This window comes from Ruegeria sp. O11, from assembly GCF_056535285.1.
In genome coordinates this window covers 162,389-183,116 of the sequence record NZ_JBQERS010000001.1, presented here as the reverse complement: position 1 = coordinate 183,116, position 20,728 = coordinate 162,389, and the positions used below count along the sequence as shown (strand labels likewise).

The window sequence follows — 20,728 nt, the reverse complement described above, 5'->3', positions numbered from 1 at the left end:
CGACCCGGGCTGTATCGTGTGGGCGAACAGTGATGTGTTGCGGTATTGCCAACCACTACCCCCACCAATTTGTGGGACAACGTGTAAGTAGAAGGAGACACGGGAAATGCCAACTGGCACCGTGAAATGGTTTAATACAACCAAAGGCTATGGTTTTATTGCGCCCGATGAGGGTGGCAAAGATGTGTTTGTACATATCTCGGCCGTAGAACGATCCGGCCTGACCGGACTCGCTGACAATCAGAAGGTCTCGTACGAGCTGGAAGACGGACGTGATGGCCGACAGATGGCGTCTGATTTGAAGCCGCTGTAAGGCAAGGCCCGCCCCGGCGGGAAAGACAAATAAGGTTGGCGGCCAATTTCCGGCCGTTAACCGTTAGCTACCCCTAAAAAACGCGCCCACCTCGGGACGCGCTATTTTCTTTTTTCCTGACTATTCAGCTTTCGCGGATAACGCCTTCGAACTCGCGCCACTCCCGCGCTGTCATGCCCGAATTTTCCTGAGTAACATTCTCACCGCTCAACATCCGACGCAGGCAGGTCACCATCTGAGCCGAGAGGTTGACAGCACCCAAGCGATAATCCTCGAACGCGCGATAGGCAAACGGCACCCAGTCAGCGACGATCTTGCACATGGTATCAGCATAAACGCGAATTTCGTACTGCGCATGAGGGTCAGCGCGTAGACGCAAGAAGTGGAACAGGTTGTGCAGATCCACCTTCCAATACCATTGCGTATAGATATTGGCTGGCAGGTTCATTCGCGCAAGTTCTCGTGCCAACCCTTGCTGGCCATCCTGACCAATCATAGCTTCGTAGTTGTCATAGCATCGCGCGCTGTCGGATTTCAAAATCTCCAACACTCGTGCGGCCTCTTCGCCCTGCAACGTGTCGCCACGGCCCTGATTGTTCACCTCAGACTGTGCGGCCACATGTTCGGGCGCGGGGATGTAGAATTCCCGATCCAGAATCGAGTAACGGGCCGAGTATTCGTTCACGTTAGCAGTCCGATGGCGAATCCACTGGCGAGCGACAAAAACCGGCAATTTGACGTGCAGTTTGATCTCGCACATTTCAAAAGGGGTCGAATGCCAATGCCGCATCAGATAGCGGATCAGGCCTTCATCATTTTGCACCGATTTGGTGCCTTTGCCGTAGGATACCCGCGCGGCCTGACAGATCGCGGCGTCATCGCCCATATAGTCTATGACCCGGACAAACCCGTGATCCAGAACCTGATGCGCCGTGTACAGGTGATCTTCCATACCTTCGGCAACGACGCGGCGGGTCGGGCTCGATTGTGCGCGTTGCGCTTCAATCTCGGCCAGTTGGTCGGAAGACAGAGGCATGAAATTATCCTTTCCAGCAATGAGTCGCCCACCACTATATATCGGCTTATCAACCACCGGAACCGCGATATGTGCGGCATAGCGCGCAATTTACGAATTGTGTCAGTCCTGCCCTCTCGACACCGCATCCCGGCGCGCTAAGGTGCTGGGCATCACAATCAATGTAAGGAAAGTCGCGATGGGGCTGACATACCTCCACACTATGGTCCGCGTGAAGGATCTTGAGAAATCCATGGCATTTTATGAGCTTCTTGGCCTGAAAGAGACCCGCCGCTACGACAGTGAAGCAGGTCGATTCACACTGGTTTTCCTCGCCCCTCCTGGTCAGGAAGACGCCCCGATCGAGCTGACCTATAACTGGGATGGCGACGATAAACTGCCCAGCGACAGCCGCCATTTTGGTCACCTCGCCTATGGTGTCGACAATATTTATGAGACCTGCCAGCACCTTCAGGACAACGGGATCGTAATCAACCGCCCACCCCGCGACGGGCGAATGGCGTTTGTGCGCTCGCCCGACAACATCTCTGTTGAATTACTACAAAACGGAGAGGCACTGGAACCGGCGGAACCGTGGACAAGCATGGAAAGCACCGGTCACTGGTGATCCGCCGGATAACATCTCTGGGGTTGCTCGTTTCAGGCGGCCCCGTTTGGGCCGAGCAATGTCGCCTTGCACTTGCCCTTGCTATGGACATCTCAACTTCTGTCGATGCTGTCGAAGATGCATTGCAGCGCAAAGGGTTGGCCGCCGCCCTGATCGCACCAGAAGTGCAAGAGGCTTTTTTTAGGTCTCCGCAGCCGGTTGCACTGGCGGTCTACGAATGGTCCGGCAGTTTCAACCAGAAACTTCTTTTGGATTGGCTCTTGATCGAGACGCCTGCAGACCTGCTTGCTGCCGCACACAGCATCGGCGATTCCGAGAGGTCTGCCAATGATTATCCAACAGCAATGGGACATGCTTTGGCATACGGTGCAACGCTCATGCAACGCGCGCCCCGCTGCCTGTTCCAAACCATCGACATTTCAGGTGATGGGAAAAACAACGATGGTTACGGACCTCAAATCGCCTACAAGCATTTTCCGTTCCAGAACACGACCGTGAATGGTCTGGTCATTAACGCTGGCGACTTTGAGGGCGAAATCGACCTGATCCCGTTTTTTCAGTCCAACGTCCTGCACGGCCCCGGAGCTTTCGTTGAAATCGCAAATGGATTTGAAGACTTTGAAAACGCAATGCGACGCAAGCTGGAACGAGAATTGATGGGTTTTGAACTTACCGAGCTGCACCCCTGATGAATGTTTCACATCTGCAGGCATAAAGTGCCGCTTCATTGGACAGTCCAATGAAATTCGGTCTCTGACCTCTTAAACCGCTAGTAAATATAGCGAATTTGATCTGTCCAGTACCGCTCGACCCGTCGCAATGAACCCGATATCTCTTCAATTCCATCCGCACCAATCACGCCACGATTTTGCAGCCCTTCTGCATGACGGGCAAATAGATCAGATACTATATCGCGAATCTCTCGCCCGCGTTGGGTCAATCGCACTCTGACAGAACGCCGGTCAATTTCGCATCTCTGATGGTGCATATACCCCATCTCAACCAGCTTCTTGAGGTTGTAGCTGACATTGCTGCCTTGATAGTAGCCTCGGCTCTTCAACTCTCCGGCAGTCACTTCATGATCGCCTATGTTAAACAACAACAAGGCCTGCACGGCGTTGATTTCCAACACGCCGACACGTTCAAATTCATCCTTGATGACATCAAGAAGCAAGCGGTGCAGACGCTCAACCAGCGCCAGTGCTTCAAGATAGCCCGTCATGAATCCTTTGGTCCCTGGCGCGGCGACCTGTAACTCCATACTCATCTGATCCTCCGATTCATCGCGCTGTTTCTGAAAACATGGCGCGAATTTCCGAAAAATCGGTTAAGCTGAATTATCCCTTATTTCTGAAAGGTTTGTGCAATGTCCGCGATCAAATCTGACAGCTCTGTCGGAGGGCTGGCCTGACCGGTGACCCACTGATACAAATCCTGATCATTTTCGTGCAGCAGCGCGTCATAGGTATTCAACCCATCGTCATCCATCAATGACAGGTTGCGATCAGCATAGGCTGTCAGGATCAAATCCATCTCTTTGATACCACGTCGCATCGAGCGCATTTTCATGCGCTTGATCCGAGTTTCGCGGGATTCGGTCATTGACTGCGTTCCAGCTTCAGGCGCAGCGACTTTTCCACTCTGGCCAAGCGCTCTGAACTCGCGCGCATCTCACCCCTGATTGTACGCAGTTCTGCCACCAGATCGCGCAGCTCCGAGTCCACATCGCCGTTCAGGCTGGTCTCATCCATGCCGTCGCCTTCGCCGGTCAAAAGCCACATGATCGAGACATTCAACAGCCCGGCCATCATCGACAGCTTGTTGGCACGGGGTTCGGACAGATCATCTTCCCACGAAATTATCGTCGCCTTTTTGACCCCTAGACGACGGGCCAATTGTGTCTGGGTCATACCCGCAACCTCGCGCGCGCCCGCGACGCGATCTCCAAAGGTTGCAGTGTCCGGTCCGAACCAGTCCGTTTCGTCGTTCATTGGGGTCTCCAATAGGTGAGGTTCAATTGGCTTGATCGATATTTCGGCGCACCCTATGACAGTCAGGCTGAACATACAAACTGAGGCTACCCATGAGTTTCCTGTCTGCGACATTGTCACGCGTAAAACCCTCGCCCACCATCGCCATGACAGCCAAAGCGGCTGAATTGAAAGCCGCTGGGCGCGATGTCATCGGGCTGAGTGCTGGTGAGCCGGATTTTGACACACCGCAGAACATCAAGGACGCCGCTGTTGCCGCCATCGCCGCAGGCAAGACGAAATACACAGCGCCAGATGGTATCCCCGAGCTGAAACAGGCGGTCTGCGCCAAGATGAAGCGTGACCACGGGTTGGAATATACGCCCGCTCAGGTCTCGGTCGGGACCGGGGGCAAGCAGACGCTTTACAACGCCCTGATGGCCACACTGAATGAGGGGGATGAGGTCGTCATCCCCGCACCCTATTGGGTCAGCTATCCGGATATGGTCTTGCTGGCAGGCGGGACGCCGGTGATTACTGAAACCTCACTTCAGACCAACTTTAAACTGACGGCCGATCAGTTAGAAGCAGCGATTACGCCGAAGACCAAATGGTTCATCTTCAATTCTCCGTCCAATCCAACCGGTGCGGGCTACAGCCGAGCAGAGCTGAAAGAGCTGACTGACGTGCTGATGCGGCACCCGCATGTCTGGGTGATGACCGACGATATGTATGAGCATCTGGCCTATGACGGGTTCGCATTCTGCACGCCTGCACAAGTGGAACCGGGGCTTTACGACCGGACGCTAACCTGCAACGGCGTCTCCAAAGCCTATGCCATGACCGGCTGGCGCATCGGATATGCTGCGGGCCCGGTCGATCTGATCGCGGCAATGCGTAAAGTGCAGTCACAGTCCACGTCGAATCCCTGCTCGGTCAGCCAATGGGCTGCGGTTGAAGCGTTGAATGGGACTCAGGCGTTTCTTGCGCCAAATAACGAGATATTCAAACGCCGTCGCGATCTGGTGGTCGATATGCTTAGCCAGATCGATGGCATCTCTTGCCCAACACCCGAAGGCGCATTCTATGTCTACCCCTCCATTGCTGGCCTGATCGGAAAGACCACCCAGGCAGGGACGGTGATTGACTCGGACGAAGCATTTGCGACTGCCCTGCTGGAAGAAGCCGACGTTGCGGTGGTGTTTGGCGCGGCCTTTGGTCTATCTCCCAATTTCCGTGTCAGCTACGCGACATCTGATGAAGCGCTGACCGAGGCTTGCACCCGTATCCAACGCTTCTGCGCGTCCCTGACCTGAGGTTTCCATGTCCACAACCCTGCCCGAATATTACTTCCGCGTACGCGAGAATGGCGCAGCAGTGTTCAAGATCGATACGGAAAACCGCCAACGTCGGATCGAGATGGATCAGATCGCAGTGGTCAACATCCGCAATGGTGAGGTCAAACCGCAGGGTCAACGTAGTCTGTCCGATGCGGACAAAGCCGAAATCACGCGCTGGATGGAAGAGCGGAAAGCCCTGCTATCACGCCGCGACTTGGATGATATTCATCGCGCCGTCGACCATCTGAATCTGACGACGCAATGGGCGCAGTCCAAGGCCACGGATGAGCAGTTGGAGGACGTCACGGATCGGCTATTGATGGCTATGCACGATCTGCGTTCGGTGCTTGTGCGCAAAAAATCAGATCGGATCAGCAAAGGTTGAACCCTTAGGCCGGAACTTCGCCAACTTCGCGCACAGACCGCAGCCAGAATCGCGACATCAAAAGCACAGCAGCACAGGCAAGGCCCAGCACCAGGCCAAGCCACACTCCAATCCCTTCCATGCCCTGAACGAAGCCGAAATAATATGATGCAGGGATCCCGATCACCCAATAGCTGAGCGCGGCCATCACCATCGGCACTTTGGCATCCTGCAATCCGCGCAAAAGACCCAGTGCGATCACCTGAGCGCCATCGACCAGTTGGAACAAAGCAGCCATTGCCAGCAGCCCGGTGCCAATCAACAGAATTTCTGGCCGTTGCGGATCATCAAATTCCATAAACAAGGAAATGAGAGGCTCGGCACAGGTCAAGAACAGAATAATGGTTAAGACTGAAACCACCAGCGACATTCCGGTCACTGTGATGGCGCCTTTTTCAAGATGTGCACGATCTCGACGACCCAATGCATTTCCCGCGCGGATTGTTGCTACATTTGACAGTCCCAGATGCACCATGAATGTCGCAGATGCGAGATTCAGAGCAATACCATGCGCCGCCAGTGGCACCGGACCCAGCCAGCCCATCATCACCGCTGAAATTGCGAACAAAGACACCTCTGCCAGTGTCGTCAGGCCGATCGGAACGCCCAGGCGTAGAACGCTCATAAACATTTCCCAATCCGGACGCCAAAAACGTTGGAACAGACTGTGTTCCGGCAACGCCTTCACCGCATAAATCACCACCGCGACCAGTGACACGATCTGCGTCACGACCGAAGCAACGGCTGCACCCATCACTCCCAACTCAGGCGCACCCCAATTGCCGAAAATCAACGCATAGTTCGTCAATCCATTCACAACAGCAGCAACAACCGTGATCCAGAGCACAATCTGCGTTCGTTCAAGTGCGGCCAAATAGGACTTGAGGGTCATCACCAACAACGCCGGGAACAGGCCCCACCCTGCCACACGCAGGTAAATAGCTGCGGTTTCAGCAACTTGCGGTTCTTGCTTTAATGCAATCAGAATGGGTTGTGACCACCACAGAAGGGGCATCATCACCGTCGCATAGATCAAAGACAGCCACAGGCCCATGCGGGTCGACCGGCGTATGCTGGTCTCATTCTCTTCAGCCGCAGCAGTCGCCACCATCGGCATAACGGCCAAGCCAAATCCTGCGCCAAACAGAAAAAGAACAAAGAAATAGCTGCTGGCCAATGTCACTGCGGCCAGTGCCTCGACCCCGTACCACCCCAGCATGATGGTATCGGTCAGACCGATCGCATATTGTGCCAAATGCCCGCCAATCAATGGCACGCCCAACACTGTAATTGCCCGCAAATGGCCGGGATATGTCATCACCTTGTTCATCCCGCCAGCCTTAGGCTTGCCCGCAGCGCAAGACAAGAGCAGAACAAGTTTATTTCAATGTGAGACTTACTTGACTTGTACCAAGTGGGCCATCACCTGTCTGGTGATGACCCGGCCCGTTAGCCAATTTTTGCATCTGGATGCAGTGCCGTTCCAAGAATATGGTCCGAGCGATGGATCACATGATGCGCCTGCCCCACGATCAGAGGGTCAGGTTCAACAACGATCTCGTGATCCTTGTCAGGATAGTCCAACGTCGACAAAAAGTGACGCATGCAATTCAGACGCGCGCGTTTTTTGTCATTAGATTTTACAATGGTCCAGGGCGCGTCGGCCGTGTCGGTGTAGAAGAACATCGCCTCTTTCGCCTCGGTATAGTCATCCCATTTGCTCAGGCTGGCTTTGTCGATCGGCGACAATTTCCATTGTTTCAATGGGTCGGTTTCACGGCTCCGAAAGCGCCGTTGCTGTTCTTCCTGTGTGACCGAGAACCAGTACTTGTAGAGCTGAATGCCCGAGCGTACTAACATCCGCTCCAATTCAGGAGTTTGGCGCATGAATTCCAAGTACTCGTTGGGAGAACAGAACCCCATAACCCGTTCGACACCCGCGCGATTGTACCAGGACCGGTCATAAAACACCATCTCACCCAAGGTCGGCAGCTGTTGCACGTACCGCTGGTAATACCACTGCCCTTTCTCTTCATCCGTTGGCTTGTTCAACGCAACGACGCGCGCCTGACGCGGATTCAAGTGTTCCATGAACCGCTTGATTGTGCCGCCCTTCCCGGCCGCATCGCGCCCCTCGAACAACAGCACAAACCGCTGGCCTGTCTCCTGGGCCCACAACTGAACTTTCAGCAACTCAGCCTGCAACTCGGCCTTCTGCGCCTCATAATCCTTGCGCGCCATCTTTCGGACATAGGGATAGTTACCGCTTTCAAAAGCTTGCCGAATTTTTTCAAGCGTCGGCGCCGAGGCCTCCGCATTTGGGGCAGTTGCCGAATTAATATGAGGTGATTTCTGACTGATCTGGGGCGTTGCATCCATACATTCTCTCCTCGGTTTCACTGTCGAAGAGAAAGCTAGCAGTTCGGCATGTTCAGCGCTTTGATTGGTGTCAAACAGAGTTGTGTTTTAACTGAGCCTCCGGGCAGGCGCGCCGATCCGCCCTTCATCTGGCCAAAAATATCTCGGGGAGCGCGAGGGGCTGGCCCCTCGCTCCTGCCCTCACCGATGGCCCCAATCATCCGGATTTTCCGAGTTGTTCGGCGACAGTCCCAGAACGTCCCCATCCGTCGAGCACCCTAACCCAAGTACGGTTCGGTTCGCATAGGAAAAGTACGAGCATACCTGATTGATCTCAAGAATCTCTCCATCATCCCAACCAGCGGAGCGCAAACGCTCAACATCGGCTTCAGTCAAATCCGCCGGAGCTTTGGTCAGTAGACGTGCATAATACATCGCAGCAACCTGCGCCGCGTCCAAAGGCGCCTGCCCCGGCTCGCCTGCCTCAATCGCCGCCCGGATCGCGTTCCCTCGTGCTTCATCCTGCAACAACCGCTGCAGACCCGCGAAATGATGCTCGACACAATACCCGCATCGGTTCAGAGAGCTGACCCACACGCCCAGCACCTCAAGAAACCACTTCGGGATAGCGTTGCCTGAATGATGCAGTACAGCCTTGTACATCGCCATATGGCCTTCCATCGAGTGCGGGCGCAGGCTGTGCGCCATCATGATGTTGTCCACATTGTTGTCCGGGCCGGTGACCCGGTCATAGAGTTTGCGCAGCCTGCCCGTCGCCTCGGCATAGGGTATGGTCTTGATCCAGCTCATTTGGGTTCCTGTTGTCGTAACTGATTAATGTCCACAGACTAGGAGTGCTTTGAGTAGGTGGCGAGACGAATTCGACATGTATCCGTTAGATATCGTTTGCGCAGAATGAAATACTACTTGCTTCCTGACGTTTTCAGCGTGCCTGACTTAGGGCGACGAAAAGTTGCGTTAAACGCAACGGTTACACGGCTGTCCTCGCTTTGATTTGGGTGGACCCAATGGGTCAGATAGGATGGAAACAGGATCATTTCACCCGGAGATGGGCGCAGCTTCTTTTTGTTCCGAAATGCACTCGCCTCAAGTATCCGCCAGTGCGGCAACTCATTCCGAGGGTCGAGAAATTCAATCATTCCAGACGAACCTTCTTCGACCTCGGGTTGAGAGACATAGTATACACCTGACCAATGCGCTCCGGGGTGCGTATGTGGTGCATTGTAACCGCCGGAGGGATTGGCGTTCATCCAGCCGAACAGTTTCAGACGAAGTTCGTCCGGTTTAACCTTGTCCGAGACCCTTCGTGTCATCTGGAAAACCGCATCTTTTGCTGCGTCGCGCAAAGTCTGAATGGCCGGCGCATCGCGTTCAAATAGATTCCCTCGTGAGTGCCAACCCCCGCGATTGGACTTTGAGACGCCTTCATCTTCCTCACGCATCTTTTCTGCCTCAAACAACAACGCCGCATTTAATGCTGCGCTGTTGGGCACTTGGAATCGCATCATTGGAGTGGAGAAAAGCTTCTCGAATTTCTTGGCTTCGGGCATGTCCTTGGCGTTACCTTCAACTAAACTGTTGGTCAAAATATTCAGATCACCCCGAGCGCACCTGCAAGAGTCTTCCTGGCCAGATCTCCTAGGGCTTTCCAAACCCACACCTTAATACTTTACGTGCGTTACCCCCTATCGTTGAGGAAATAGATCTTTGGTTCAAGTATGGCGAAACCATCCAAAGTTATATTCCCAGCTTCAGCGGCGAGTGGTCTAAATTAATCAGCAAAATCGTTGAGGATAGGAACATGAACAAGAAAACTATGGGTCTTACGACAACCTTTGTTTTGATGGCTACAACAGCACTCTCGCAAACCACCAAACAAGACGTCATCGACGAGCTTACTGAACAAGGTTTCCAGAGAATTGAAATAACAAACACGCTTTTTGGGAATCTCCGCTTTGAGGCAACTGGGCCTGGGATCGAGAGAGAAGTGGTATTGGGAAAAGATGGAACCATCGTCCGCGATCGATCTGAGCGTGACGATGAGTACGATGACGAAGAAGACGACGACAGAGATTTTGACGATGAAGATGATGATGAAGGATTTGATGACGAAGAAGATGACGGCGAAGGTGATGATAGCGAACGTGACGACGAAGGCGATGATGGCGAGCGTGACGACGGCGGCGAAAACGACGGCGAAGGCGACGACGGCGGCGAAAGCGACGGCGAAGGCGACGACGGTGGCGAAAGCGATGGCGAAGGCGACGACGGCGGCGAAAGCGATGGCGAAGGCGACGACGGTGGCGAAAGCGATGGCGAAGGCGACGACGGCGGCGAAAGCGATGGCGAAGGTGACGATGGTGAGGGAGATGATGACTAAGGTGTATTTCCGCTTGCCCGCAAGTGAGTCTCAAGTTTGAACAATTGGTTTAACAAGGACGCCATGTTCAAGGCGGGGATCGCTATATATGCGATCTCCGCATTTGCGTTTGCGGCTGAATTGGTTGGCGAAATCACCGGATATTATTTTTTCTCTGCGAGCTGGGTGGTGCACGAAATCACCGCGCTCATCACCCTGTTCGGCTTTGTTATTGGGGGGGTGTTGATCTGGCAGAGCCACAAACTTTTTTTGCGGCGACATCAGGAGATCAAGCATAGTCTTCAGATGGCTCAAGGTGAGTTTTTCCGGATGCTGGAGCTGCAATTCGACCGCTGGAATCTGAGCGCTGCAGAGCAAGATGTTGCGCTACTCACTGTGAAGGGATTGTCTGTCGCAGAGATAGCTAAATTGCGTGAGACCAGTGAGGGCACAATTAAGTCGCAGAACAACTCCATCTACAGAAAAGCCAATGTTAAATCGAGAACGCAACTTTTGTGTGTTCTGATTGAAGAGCTATTGATTGAAGAGAAAGAGTGAACTCCTCAGTCAATCGAATCTAGTTTCTTAAGTGTTCTGAAAGCCCGTCCGGAAATCGCCTAAAAGCAAACGTTCAAGAGCGTATGAAGCGGAGGCTAAGCGTGCTTACAAAGTCCCGTTCTCGAGTAACGCAACAAGCGGTTGATTCAATGCCGCAAAAACTGCTCAGACCAATCGCAGTCCAAAACACCCACAACACCTCGCGCCCCTCTTCCCCCGGACCACATCACCTGCCATAATGGGGGAAACTCAAAAACAAGAGCAGCACCCATGCCCGACGATCTGTTGACGCCAGAAGCGACCACAACTTATGACGCCTCATCCATTGAGGTGCTCGAAGGGCTGGAACCGGTTCGAAAACGGCCCGGCATGTATATCGGTGGTACCGATGAGCGTGCCTTGCACCATATGGTGGCTGAAATCCTAGACAACTCGATGGACGAAGCCGTAGCGGGCCACGCCAACCGGATCGAGGTCGAACTGCATTCCGATTACGCCCTGACCGTACGCGATAACGGGCGTGGCATTCCGATCGACCCGCACCCCAAGTTCCCCGACAAATCGGCGCTTGAAGTCATCCTGTGCACCCTGCACGCGGGCGGAAAATTCTCGGGCAAGGCTTATCAGACCTCGGGCGGTCTGCACGGCGTGGGCGCGTCGGTGGTCAATGCCTTGTCGGATTCTATGGTCGTTCAAGTGGCGCGCGACAAACAGCTGTACGAGCAACGCTTTTCACGTGGTATCCCGCTGGGTCCCGTGGAAAAGGTCGGCGCGGCCCCCAACCGGCGCGGCACCACCGTTACCTTCCATGCGGACGCCGAGATTTTCGGCCATCACAAGTTCAAACCGGCGCGGCTGTTCAAATCCATCCGCTCCAAGGCCTACCTGTTCTCGGGCGTCGAAATCCGCTGGAAATCTGCCATCGATGACGGTGAAACGCCAACCGAGGCCACATTCCACTTCCCCGGCGGGCTCTCTGACTATCTGAAAGAAACCATGAACGGCTCGTCCACCTATACCGAGCAGCCCTTTGCCGGCACCGTGGACTTTCAGGAAAAATTCGGCACCCCCGGCAAGGTCGAATGGGCAATCAACTGGACACCCTCACGCGACGGGTTCATCCAGTCCTACTGTAACACCGTCCCCACCCCCGAAGGCGGAACGCACGTGGCCGGGTTCTGGGCTGCGGTCCTCAAAGGGATCAAGGCTTATGGCGAGCTGATCAACAACAAGAAGGCGGGTCAGATCACCCGTGACGACCTGATCACCGGCGGCTGCGCGTTGGTGTCCTGCTTTATCTCGGAACCGGAATTCGTCGGCCAAACCAAAGACCGTCTGGCCACGGTCGAGGCGCAAAGGTTGGTCGAAAACTCGGTCCGCGACCATTTCGATAACTGGCTGGCCGCGGACACGAAATCCGCAGGCGCAATCCTCGACTTCCTCATCCTGAGGGCCGAAGAACGCCTGCGCCGACGGGCCGAGAAGGAAACACAACGCAAGTCCGCCACTAAGAAACTTCGTCTCCCCGGCAAGCTGGTGGACTGTTCCAGTTCAACACGCGACGGAACCGAATTATTCATTGTCGAGGGCGACTCGGCCGGTGGCTCCGCCAAGATGGGCCGCGACCGCAAAACACAGGCTCTGCTGCCCCTGCGCGGCAAGATTCTGAACGTGCTGGGCGCCGCCAGTTCGAAACTGGGCACTAATGCCGAGATCAACGATCTGACCCAAGCGCTGGGTGTTGGCCTTGGCACCAAGTTCAACGTCGACGACCTGCGCTATGACAAGATCATCATCATGACCGACGCGGATGTGGACGGGGCACATATCGCCTCGCTGCTGATGACGTTCTTCTTTACCCAGATGCGCCCGATGATCGATGCGGGCCACCTGTACCTCGCCTGCCCGCCCCTCTACCGCCTGACCCAAGGCGCCAAACGTGTCTATTGTCTGGACGAGGCCGAGCGCGACGAATGGCTGGAAAAAGGTCTGGGCGGCAAAGGCAAAATCGACGTCTCACGCTTCAAGGGTCTGGGCGAAATGGACGCCAAGGACCTTAAAGAAACCACAATGGACCCGGCCTCCCGGAAATTGATCCGGGTCACCATCGACGAGGACGAACCCGGCGAGACCGGCGATCTGGTCGAGCGTCTAATGGGCAAAAAACCCGAACTGCGGTTCCAGTACATTCAGGAGAACGCGCGGTTTGTGGAGGAGTTGGATGTTTAAAGGCCAAAAATCTAGTGCGCCGAATTATTCCATATCAAACTTAATGGGGCGTCCTAGAGCATTCCAAATCACCATTTCATCAAGGCGTTCTTGTGTAGGCAACTGAGTAGCTTCCACTTCGGTGTGCCCTTCGCCGATTTTCTTTTCAACCATCCACCCTTGGAAATCGTAATATTCATTTTCAAGAGTTGTAGCGCCAGGCAATGCACGTCCTGCTTCTACACGAAAAAAATCCCTCAAGCTCTTAATTACTTTTCTGAAATCCCGCTTATGAAACGCTACGTCCGTACCAGCCAAATCTGACAAGCAACGCTTAAGTTCATAAGGTTTATCTTCGAAAATGATAAACCGTTTGTCTGCGGTTTCGGGATCTGGTGCTCTTCGGCGCCCCATGTCTAAACCCAGTTCAAATGGCATATTCATCCTGAAAGATTCACCTGCATTCACAGCGACTGCTAAACTCAAGTCGTGTACAGAATATTTGCAGTTCCCAATGATTTCGAGAATCTTATCAAGCCGGTTCTCGCCAGCCTCCAGTCGTTCTGAAGCAAGGCGAGGTTTCAAGCCTGCCCTTACAACGCAAAATAGCATTGCTTCTAGTATTGGGGCGAAATCTTCATCAAATGGACAGTTGATAAAAACTGAATTTTCGTAGTCTTCCAATTCTAACCTTTCGGCGGATATGGGTCTTTGCCGTAGGTACTTCTTTCGCGAATTCTACCGTCACGTCCGTGCACATAAACTTCGCCGCCATCCCTCTTGGCTCGCTCTTTGGCGATCTTCTCAGCCTCCTTCTGCGTCGAAACGACTCGAGCTGCACGCGACTTTCCCGCAGCACGAACGGCCCATTTCCCATTGCGCGGGGTTACATGCAGTCCTTTTTGAGCCATCTGAGTCTCCATCGGAAGATAATTTTAGGATATGTTCTCATGCCCTGGCATTCAATGCTTAGGTTTCACTTCTGAGTTGAAACCAAGTGATTATATCATCGGAGTAAATAGAAGGTGAATTTTTGACCTCGGCGCTTCAATGAGATGAGGCGAAGGTTTGCTTAATGAATTCCACCAATTTCGGCAGTACAGCACGAGATAAACCCACAACCCGTTGGCCGGGCTTCAGCCCGGCACACCGCAACCCCCTTGCCTAACCCGTTGATCTCGTTCACACTTAACCTCAAACCGTCATCCAAGAACGACATTTGAGGTTCCGAGCGTCCAAGACCCAAATAAACAACCAACAATTTTCCGAACGGGAGGACGACATGAAAACACTAACCCTCGGGCTTGCCCTGACCCTGCTGGCCTCGGCAGCCCCCGCGCAGCAGATGCTCAGCACCGCATCGCCCATTCCAGACGGCGCCGAGACGCGGTTTTGCTATTATGACGGCATGGCCTATTCGCCCGACGCCTTCATCCTGCTGACCGGCGACAATACCGTCACCTCAACCATCAGTACGCGCGAGGAACGGCTGCTGCGGTGTCATCGCAATGACGATGGCTCTCTGGTCTGGAAACCGCAGAGCACGTTTCAAACCAACAACTGACGTAGGATGGGTTTCCAACCCATCAAAGCGTACCGGGAGCGATGGGGTGAAACCCCATCCTACCCCAATTTCTGATCCAGCCAATTGGCGATCTGTCCGGCTGGGCCTTCCCAGCCCGGTTCCATGAACAGAAAATGCGCGTGGTTCTCTACGGGCAGAAACGTCGCGCGGTCTCCGTAGAGCTTCGCCAGCGCGCGGCAGGTGTTGGGGTTCACGGCCCTGTCCTCGGTGCCTGAAACGATCAGAACCGGGCAGTCGACCTTGTCGATATCCACCTTCATTGCGTGGTGATCGTCGAACATCCAAAAGAACATCTCGAACATCACCCGCCCGCTTTCAGGGCCGAGCTGATCGAACACCTCATGCTGCTGCGCCTCGGGCATCTTGTTCAGCGCAAAGGGGGCCATCAGGTCGAAATCGACGCGCATGGGCTGTTTCCAGAACGCCCCACCTTCCATCAAAGCGCGCGGCACAGCACGTTCGTCGTCAGTTTCAGGCAAGGTGCCCCAGGCTGCGTTCGGGTTGATCAGGACAATGGCGCTGGCCAAACCACGAGACGCCACCTGTTGTGCCACTACGCCCGCGATGGCATGGCCCAGCAGCACAGGTTTGCTGTCCAAACCCTGAACGAATTCAGCTATTTCGTTGGCGTAATCCAAGACGCTGGTTTCGGTCAGGCCCGGATCAGGTTCGGCGTTAGGGTCGCCGCCATGATACCGCAACGCAGGCGTGTGTACCGACCAGCCGCGTGCGCGAAAGAACTCCGCGTAATCTTGCATGCACCACGGCCCGGCAAAAGCTCCGTGGATCAAAACAATCTCTTTTGTCATGAAAAACTCCCTCACCTGTGACCAATATGTGAGGTGAAGGATAGGGTCTGCAAGTCCGTTACTGCACTGCGCTCAAAGGACTGGGGTATTGTCCCCGGTCCGTTGGATGGCATTTGGGGCGATGAAGGCACATTCGACGAAGTCTGGTTGGGGTATAGGAAACACTTGGATGAATGCGTCTCGTAGGCCCATGTTGGTAGATTGTGTGCCTGACAGAGCGCCGCGCCTGGTGTCACAGGATCAAAAAATTCGGCCAGTTTGATCGAGAAAATCCGACGAAAATTCTTGCTGCTGTTGCGACCGGCCCGCTCACTCGCGGACCGGTCGAGTTGGGTCAGCCGTAGCGATAGGGCCGACCGGCCTTTTGCATTTCGGCGTTATATTTCTTGAAGATTTCAACAACCTTGGCCTTGGTCTCGGATTCAGCTGCAATCTCATCCCAGAATTTGACAGCCGCTTCTTCGACCTGCGCCCATTCGGCATCTGGAATTGTGGTCAGTTGCATCTTGGTGCCATTGACGCGAAGGTTGGCTTCACCACCCCAATACCACCACTGGCGATAATAGTGCGACTGATCACAGCAAGCGCGGAACAACGTCTGCAAGTCTTCGGACAGTTCGTTCCAACGGTCCATATTAGCAAAGAAGTGACCCGCCCAGGCGCCCGATACGTTGTTGGTCAGGAAGTAGTTGGTCACATCGGCCCAACCGACGGTGTAGTCTTCGGTAATGCCTGACCACGCGATGCCGTCCAACTCTCCGGTTTGCACCGCGACTTCGATGTCTTCCCACGGCAGGGTCACAGGAACCACGCCGAACTGCGACAGGAACCGACCCGCCGTCGGGAAGGTGAAGATGCGCTTGCCCTTCATATCCTCCAGCGAGTTGATCGGATCCTTGGTGGCAAAGTGGCAGGGGTCCCACGCGCCGGCACTGATATGCTTCACGCCGACCTTGGAATATTCCTCATCCCAGATCTCGTTCAGGCCCCACTGGTTAAACAGAACCGGTACATCCAGAGAATAGCGCGAGGCAAATGGGAAATAGCCGCCGAAAACAGTGACCTCGGTGGGTGAAGCCATCGAGTCATCATCCGACTGCACCGCATCGATGGTGCCCTTCTGCATGGCACGGAACAGCTCTCCGGTGGGCACAAGCTGATCGGCGTAGAACAACTCGATCTGCATTCGGTCACCGGCGATCTTGTTGAACATCTCGATGGCTGGATCGATCACATGGGCCGCAAGCGCTGGCCCTGCATAGGTCTGCATTCGCCATGTAATCGTACTTTGCGCAAGCGCCGGTGCGGCCAAAGGTGCAGCTGCAACCCCCACCCCAGCAGTTTTGAGAAACTTACGTCTTGTCGTCATGTCAATTTCCTCTCCGTTAAAGTTCAAGTGCCCGTTTGCCGGGCCTTCTGGTTAATTTCCGTAAACATATCCGGGCAGCCAAAGCGCTATTTCCGGGAAGATCATGATTATCGCGAGCGCCAGAACCATTACGCCCACAAAAGGAAAGATCGAGCGATAGATATCGCGAAGCGTAATCTCGGGCGGGGCCATCGCTCGCATCAGGAACAGATTGTAGCCGAATGGCGGCGTCATATAGGCGATCTGGGTCGTGATCGTATAAAGCACGCCGTACCAGATCAGATCAAAACCCAATGCCCCCACCAGCGGTACATATAGCGGAGCAACGATGACGAGCATCGCGGTATCATCGAGGAACGTGCCCATTACGATAAAGCTGAGCTGCATCAGGATCAGGATCATCCATGGTGAAAGATTGAGTTGTTCGGTGAACAGATTGTCGATGGCCTTAACCGCACCCAATCCATCAAATACGGCTCCAAATCCCAGTGCGGCCAGAATGATCCACATGAACATGCAGGATATGGCCAGCGTTTGCTTGGTGCAGTCTTCAAAGATTTTCCACGTCATCCGGCGTTTGAGAACCGAGGCCGCTAAAGCCGCCAGCGCCCCGATCGCTGAACTTTCAACAAGCGAGGTCCAGCCATTGACGAAGGGGATCATCATGGACGCGAAGATAATCAGCGGCAGAGCGCCTGCCCCCAACAACCGGATTTTTTCGGCCCGAGGCACTTCGTGCGCGTCCTCCATCGCTGGGCCGAGCTGAGGTTGAATGCGACAGCGTATCCATATGTAGAGGATGAACATTGACGCCATCAGCAGCCCGGGCACAATACCGGCCAACCACAGCTGACCCACAGGTTGCCGCGCGATCATGGCATAGAGCACTAGAACCACGGAAGGCGGCACGAGAATCCCCAGGCTCGATCCGGCTTGAATGACCCCGGTCACCATGGTTTTGTCGTATCCGCGCCGCAAAAGCTCGGGCAAAGCAATTGTCGCCCCAATGGCCATTCCGGCGACACTGAGGCCGTTCATAGCAGAAACCAGAACCATCAGCCCGATTGTACCGATCGCAAGGCCTCCGTTCACCGGCCCCATCCAAACGTGAAACATGCGATAGAGGTCGTCCGCCAGGCGGCTTTCGCTCAAAACATAACCCATGAAGATAAACATCGGCAGCGTGAGCAACGGATACCACTTCATCAGTTTCATCGCGGCCGAAAAGGGAATATCCTGCCCGCCTGTTCCCCACAGTGCCAGCGCCGCAATCGCCGAAACCGCTCCGATGGCCCCGAAAACGCGCTGGCCTGTAAACAGCATCAGCATCATTGAGGCAAACATGAAAATGGCGATATATTCCTGACTCATGCCCGGCTGACCCCGATTTCCTGCCCGTTGATCCGTGCGATGTCTTTGAAGAGTTCAGAAATTGCTTGCAGCAGCATAAGAAAGAAGCCGAACACCATAATTGCCTTGACCGGCCAGATATAGGGCCTCCATGCAGTCGATGAGCGTTCAAGTCTCCCGATCTCTTCACTGCCGGTCAGAAGGCCTGTGAAATAGGAAACCGGTTCATCGCCCCAATAGCCGAGGCTGTAGGCGGTCGAACCAAGTCCACCATAGAACAGCACGCCAAGATATAGGATCAGTAACAACACCGTGCAGGCGTCGAACCAAGCTTTCCGGCGCGGGCTCCAATTGTGATAAAACAGATCCATCCGGACGTTCGAACCCAATTGGATCGAGTACGGACCTCCTATGATGTAGTAGATCACCATTGCAAACTGCGCCATTTCCAGCGTCCAGAGCGAAGGTAGAAAGAACGTTTTCGAGATCGAGGACCACAGCAAAATACCCATCATCACGAACAGGCCCCACATCATGACCCGCCCGATCCGATAGTTCACCGCATCAACGATGCGCACATATGCGGCCATCATTTTCATTGCCGCGCGCCGTCGCTTTGGATCGCGCTCATCGTGTTTTCGATCCAATGCACTAGATCATCAGCAATCGCTTGTTGTTGCTCGGGCGTCTCGATCAGATCATTGCGAATTTCGATCATGACATTCAGCAAACCTCTTGGTTGCGCGTGAACGTCCAGCGTATGCGCCACGCCGTCGTGGGCTGAGTATGGCTCATTCAGGCGCGTCTTCAGCGGTAGGTCCGCAGGGGCTTTTTCCAGCATTTTCAACGCAAAGCGCTCGTCTTCGCCATGCAATAAGCCCAATTCGACAGTCCGTTTCTGTCCCCGATACACGGGCGTAAAGCTATGTATTGTCACCATCAACTCAAGCGTTTCGCGATGACGATCCAACATTCCTGCAAGTTCCAAACAAAATGGCTTATAGACCTCTTCGACTCTGGCCTTGCGATCAGCGTCAGACAGGGAGGCGTTGCCTGGGATCGCGAAATCCTCGCTGTTAGCAGGCATCGCATCGTCGGCTTCAGGTGGTCGATTACAATCATAAACAAGCCGCGAAACGCCTCCGTAGATCAATGAAGCAGACATTTGTCGTGCCATAGCCTGCGCGACAGGCAAAGCACCCGGATCCCATGCGATATGGCTGCGCAAAGCATCCGCGTTTAGACCCAAGTCCCTCAATTCTTTGGGTATCCGGCACGATGCATGTTCACAGACCACGATAACCGATGGGCTGTCCGCCGGTTCGCGTGCGTGAACTACCGGTCCAAAATCCAGATGCCCGAGCGGCGAAAGGTTGTTGTGCGATTCCATGGGGAAAAATTTCTACACCCAGCCTTAACCTGTCAATAATTTTCCTGTAAAATATCCCACACAACCGTTTCAGATGTCAAAAATTACACATTGGATGGTGGACAACCAAAGAGGATGTAATCCGTGCGCGTAACTGAAAGACTCCTTGCCCATCGCGAAACGATGACCCCATCGGAGCGGCAATTGGTGAATGTGCTGCTGGATGATTATCCAATGGCAGGTCTTGGCAGCATTACGGAACTTGCAAGCATCGCCTCGGTTTCAACCACGACAGTCGCGCGTATGCTGCAGAAAACAGGATTTGGCGGCTATCCTCAGTTTCAAGCCGCTATCCGCAGCGAAGTGAAAGAGATGATCTCGGGTCCCGTTGCCAAGCGGGATGTCTGGCAAAATGATCTGCCAGAGGAACATATCCTAAACCGCTATTCCCGGCAGGCGCTGGACAACCAACGGCGTTCAATCGATGAGGTGGCTCCGGAAGAGTTCGACAGCTTTTGCCGCCTATTGTGCGATCCGGATCGACGCATTTTCATAACCGGAGGACGCATTACCGGGACGCTGGCGCAGTATCTATATCTGCACCTGCAAATGATACGGCCCGACGTGAAACTGCTATCAGATGCGGCCTCCTGGACCCATGATCTGCTTGAGGTGCGTGAAGGGGACGTGTTGGTGGCCTTGGATGTGCGGCGGTACGAAAACACCACGCTGCTGATCGGACAGCTTTGCCATGAACGAGGCGCCGAGGTCGTGCTGCTGACGGATCAATGGCGTTCGCCGATCCATCGGCTGGCAAAGCACACATTTGCAGCGCGTATCGCGGTTCCGTCTGCGTGGGATTCCATGGCCTCGATCCTGGTACTATTGGAATGTGTGATCGCCGAAATGCAAGAACGTCTGTGGGACAGCGTGAAAGAACGTACGGAAGAGCTTGAGCAGGCATTCGACAGGACCAAACTGTTCCGCAAATTCGGTCAAAGCTCGGGATCCTGACGCCTTTTTCGTGGTGTCATGAGATACAACTGCGCGTG

The 20,728-nt window shown here is 54.3% G+C and carries 25 protein-coding genes; 10 read left to right on the top strand and 15 right to left on the bottom strand.

Going from position 1 to position 20,728, the window contains the following annotated elements:
* Positions 1-106: 106 nt before the first annotated feature.
* A complete protein-coding gene (locus tag ACRZ91_RS00940) occupies positions 107-313 on the top strand; it encodes a cold-shock protein (protein ID WP_010439113.1) in 207 nt (68 codons plus the stop codon).
* Between the two features lie 124 nt (positions 314-437).
* On the opposite strand, the gene thyX is transcribed toward ACRZ91_RS00940, so the two are convergent.
* Positions 438-1,349 (bottom strand): FAD-dependent thymidylate synthase, encoded by a 912-nt coding sequence (gene thyX, locus ACRZ91_RS00935; protein WP_480901891.1) that lies wholly within the window; start codon positions 1,347-1,349, stop codon positions 438-440.
* A 178-nt stretch (positions 1,350-1,527) separates the two neighbouring features.
* Between thyX and ACRZ91_RS00930 the strand changes: the two genes are divergently transcribed.
* Both ACRZ91_RS00930 and ACRZ91_RS00925 read left to right on the top strand, forming a co-directional pair.
* Entirely contained in the window at positions 1,528-1,956 is a 429-nt protein-coding gene (locus tag ACRZ91_RS00930) for a VOC family protein (RefSeq protein ID WP_170538909.1), read from the top strand.
* On the top strand, positions 1,950-2,645 hold the full coding sequence (locus tag ACRZ91_RS00925; protein WP_480903362.1) for a DUF1194 domain-containing protein: 696 nt from the start codon (positions 1,950-1,952) through the stop codon (positions 2,643-2,645). The genes ACRZ91_RS00930 and ACRZ91_RS00925 overlap by 7 nt, the downstream gene beginning before the upstream one ends.
* Positions 2,646-2,725: 80 nt before the next feature.
* On the opposite strand, the gene ACRZ91_RS00920 is transcribed toward ACRZ91_RS00925, so the two are convergent.
* The 3 genes from ACRZ91_RS00920 to ACRZ91_RS00910 all read right to left on the bottom strand — a co-directional run bounded on the left by ACRZ91_RS00920 (position 2,726) and on the right by ACRZ91_RS00910 (position 3,947).
* On the bottom strand, positions 2,726-3,223 hold the full coding sequence (locus ACRZ91_RS00920; RefSeq protein ID WP_170538906.1) for a MarR family winged helix-turn-helix transcriptional regulator: 498 nt from the start codon (positions 3,221-3,223) through the stop codon (positions 2,726-2,728).
* A gap of 77 nt (positions 3,224-3,300) precedes the next feature.
* Positions 3,301-3,558 carry a succinate dehydrogenase assembly factor 2 gene (locus ACRZ91_RS00915; RefSeq protein ID WP_170770280.1) on the bottom strand — a complete coding sequence of 86 codons (258 nt, stop codon included), beginning with the start codon at positions 3,556-3,558 and terminating at the stop codon, positions 3,301-3,303.
* The gene (locus ACRZ91_RS00910; RefSeq protein ID WP_010439102.1) at positions 3,555-3,947 is read right to left on the bottom strand and encodes a helix-turn-helix domain-containing protein; all 393 of its coding nucleotides are present in this window, start codon (positions 3,945-3,947) and stop codon (positions 3,555-3,557) included. The genes ACRZ91_RS00915 and ACRZ91_RS00910 overlap by 4 nt, the downstream gene beginning before the upstream one ends.
* A 92-nt stretch (positions 3,948-4,039) precedes the next feature.
* Between ACRZ91_RS00910 and ACRZ91_RS00905 the strand changes: the two genes are divergently transcribed.
* Entirely contained in the window at positions 4,040-5,242 is a 1,203-nt protein-coding gene (locus ACRZ91_RS00905) for a pyridoxal phosphate-dependent aminotransferase (RefSeq protein WP_480901887.1), read from the top strand.
* 7 nt (positions 5,243-5,249) lie between these two features.
* Positions 5,250-5,651 carry a hypothetical protein gene (locus tag ACRZ91_RS00900; RefSeq protein ID WP_170469092.1) on the top strand — a complete coding sequence of 134 codons (402 nt, stop codon included), beginning with the start codon at positions 5,250-5,252 and terminating at the stop codon, positions 5,649-5,651.
* A 4-nt stretch (positions 5,652-5,655) separates the two neighbouring features.
* On the opposite strand, the gene ACRZ91_RS00895 is transcribed toward ACRZ91_RS00900, so the two are convergent.
* From ACRZ91_RS00895 to ACRZ91_RS00880, 4 genes are all read right to left on the bottom strand, one after another.
* Positions 5,656-7,020 (bottom strand): MATE family efflux transporter, encoded by a 1,365-nt coding sequence (locus ACRZ91_RS00895; protein ID WP_480901885.1) that lies wholly within the window; start codon positions 7,018-7,020, stop codon positions 5,656-5,658.
* Positions 7,021-7,139: 119 nt separating this feature from the next.
* On the bottom strand, positions 7,140-8,069 hold the full coding sequence (ppk2, locus tag ACRZ91_RS00890) for a polyphosphate kinase 2 (protein ID WP_260025204.1): 930 nt from the start codon (positions 8,067-8,069) through the stop codon (positions 7,140-7,142).
* Positions 8,070-8,249: 180 nt separating this feature from the next.
* Positions 8,250-8,858: a carboxymuconolactone decarboxylase family protein gene (locus ACRZ91_RS00885; RefSeq protein WP_480901883.1), complete on the bottom strand. Its 609-nt coding sequence runs from the start codon at positions 8,856-8,858 to the stop codon at positions 8,250-8,252.
* A 113-nt stretch (positions 8,859-8,971) separates the two neighbouring features.
* Positions 8,972-9,655: a TIGR02466 family protein gene (locus ACRZ91_RS00880; protein ID WP_480901880.1), complete on the bottom strand. Its 684-nt coding sequence runs from the start codon at positions 9,653-9,655 to the stop codon at positions 8,972-8,974.
* A gap of 215 nt (positions 9,656-9,870) precedes the next feature.
* On the opposite strand from ACRZ91_RS00880, the gene ACRZ91_RS00875 reads away from it, so the two are divergent.
* From ACRZ91_RS00875 to parE, 3 genes are all read left to right on the top strand, one after another.
* Positions 9,871-10,449 (top strand): hypothetical protein, encoded by a 579-nt coding sequence (locus ACRZ91_RS00875; RefSeq protein WP_480901878.1) that lies wholly within the window; start codon positions 9,871-9,873, stop codon positions 10,447-10,449.
* A gap of 36 nt (positions 10,450-10,485) precedes the next feature.
* A complete protein-coding gene (locus tag ACRZ91_RS00870; protein WP_480901875.1) occupies positions 10,486-10,986 on the top strand; it encodes a helix-turn-helix transcriptional regulator in 501 nt (166 codons plus the stop codon).
* A gap of 270 nt (positions 10,987-11,256) precedes the next feature.
* Positions 11,257-13,215, top strand: coding sequence for a DNA topoisomerase IV subunit B (gene parE / locus ACRZ91_RS00865; protein ID WP_480901873.1), 1,959 nt, complete (start codon positions 11,257-11,259; stop codon positions 13,213-13,215).
* A gap of 24 nt (positions 13,216-13,239) precedes the next feature.
* Here parE and ACRZ91_RS00860 read toward each other — a convergent pair whose 3' ends face one another.
* On the bottom strand, positions 13,240-13,878 hold the full coding sequence (locus ACRZ91_RS00860) for a hypothetical protein (protein ID WP_480901871.1): 639 nt from the start codon (positions 13,876-13,878) through the stop codon (positions 13,240-13,242).
* A gap of 2 nt (positions 13,879-13,880) precedes the next feature.
* Entirely contained in the window at positions 13,881-14,105 is a 225-nt protein-coding gene (locus tag ACRZ91_RS00855) for a DUF2188 domain-containing protein (RefSeq protein ID WP_480901868.1), read from the bottom strand.
* A 371-nt stretch (positions 14,106-14,476) separates the two neighbouring features.
* Here ACRZ91_RS00855 and ACRZ91_RS00850 point away from each other — a divergent pair, with 371 nt between their 5' ends.
* A complete protein-coding gene (locus tag ACRZ91_RS00850) occupies positions 14,477-14,758 on the top strand; it encodes a hypothetical protein (protein ID WP_170420982.1) in 282 nt (93 codons plus the stop codon).
* A 59-nt stretch (positions 14,759-14,817) separates the two neighbouring features.
* Here the strand turns inward: ACRZ91_RS00850 and ACRZ91_RS00845 are convergent, their stop codons facing one another.
* The 5 genes from ACRZ91_RS00845 to ACRZ91_RS00825 all read right to left on the bottom strand — a co-directional run bounded on the left by ACRZ91_RS00845 (position 14,818) and on the right by ACRZ91_RS00825 (position 19,697).
* Positions 14,818-15,588: an alpha/beta hydrolase gene (locus ACRZ91_RS00845; protein ID WP_480901866.1), complete on the bottom strand. Its 771-nt coding sequence runs from the start codon at positions 15,586-15,588 to the stop codon at positions 14,818-14,820.
* Positions 15,589-15,922: 334 nt separating this feature from the next.
* Complete coding sequence (locus ACRZ91_RS00840; protein WP_480901864.1) at positions 15,923-16,957, bottom strand: TRAP transporter substrate-binding protein; 1,035 nt, start codon at positions 16,955-16,957, stop codon at positions 15,923-15,925.
* 51 nt (positions 16,958-17,008) lie between these two features.
* Entirely contained in the window at positions 17,009-18,328 is a 1,320-nt protein-coding gene (locus tag ACRZ91_RS00835) for a TRAP transporter large permease (protein WP_010439063.1), read from the bottom strand.
* Positions 18,325-18,906 (bottom strand): TRAP transporter small permease subunit, encoded by a 582-nt coding sequence (locus ACRZ91_RS00830; RefSeq protein WP_480901861.1) that lies wholly within the window; start codon positions 18,904-18,906, stop codon positions 18,325-18,327. Before ACRZ91_RS00830 ends, ACRZ91_RS00835 begins: the two co-directional genes overlap by 4 nt.
* Positions 18,903-19,697 (bottom strand): N-formylglutamate amidohydrolase, encoded by a 795-nt coding sequence (locus ACRZ91_RS00825; RefSeq protein WP_480901859.1) that lies wholly within the window; start codon positions 19,695-19,697, stop codon positions 18,903-18,905. Before ACRZ91_RS00825 ends, ACRZ91_RS00830 begins: the two co-directional genes overlap by 4 nt.
* Positions 19,698-19,820: 123 nt before the next feature.
* Between ACRZ91_RS00825 and ACRZ91_RS00820 the strand changes: the two genes are divergently transcribed.
* On the top strand, positions 19,821-20,690 hold the full coding sequence (locus ACRZ91_RS00820; RefSeq protein WP_170779195.1) for a MurR/RpiR family transcriptional regulator: 870 nt from the start codon (positions 19,821-19,823) through the stop codon (positions 20,688-20,690).
* Positions 20,691-20,728 lie beyond the last annotated feature (38 nt).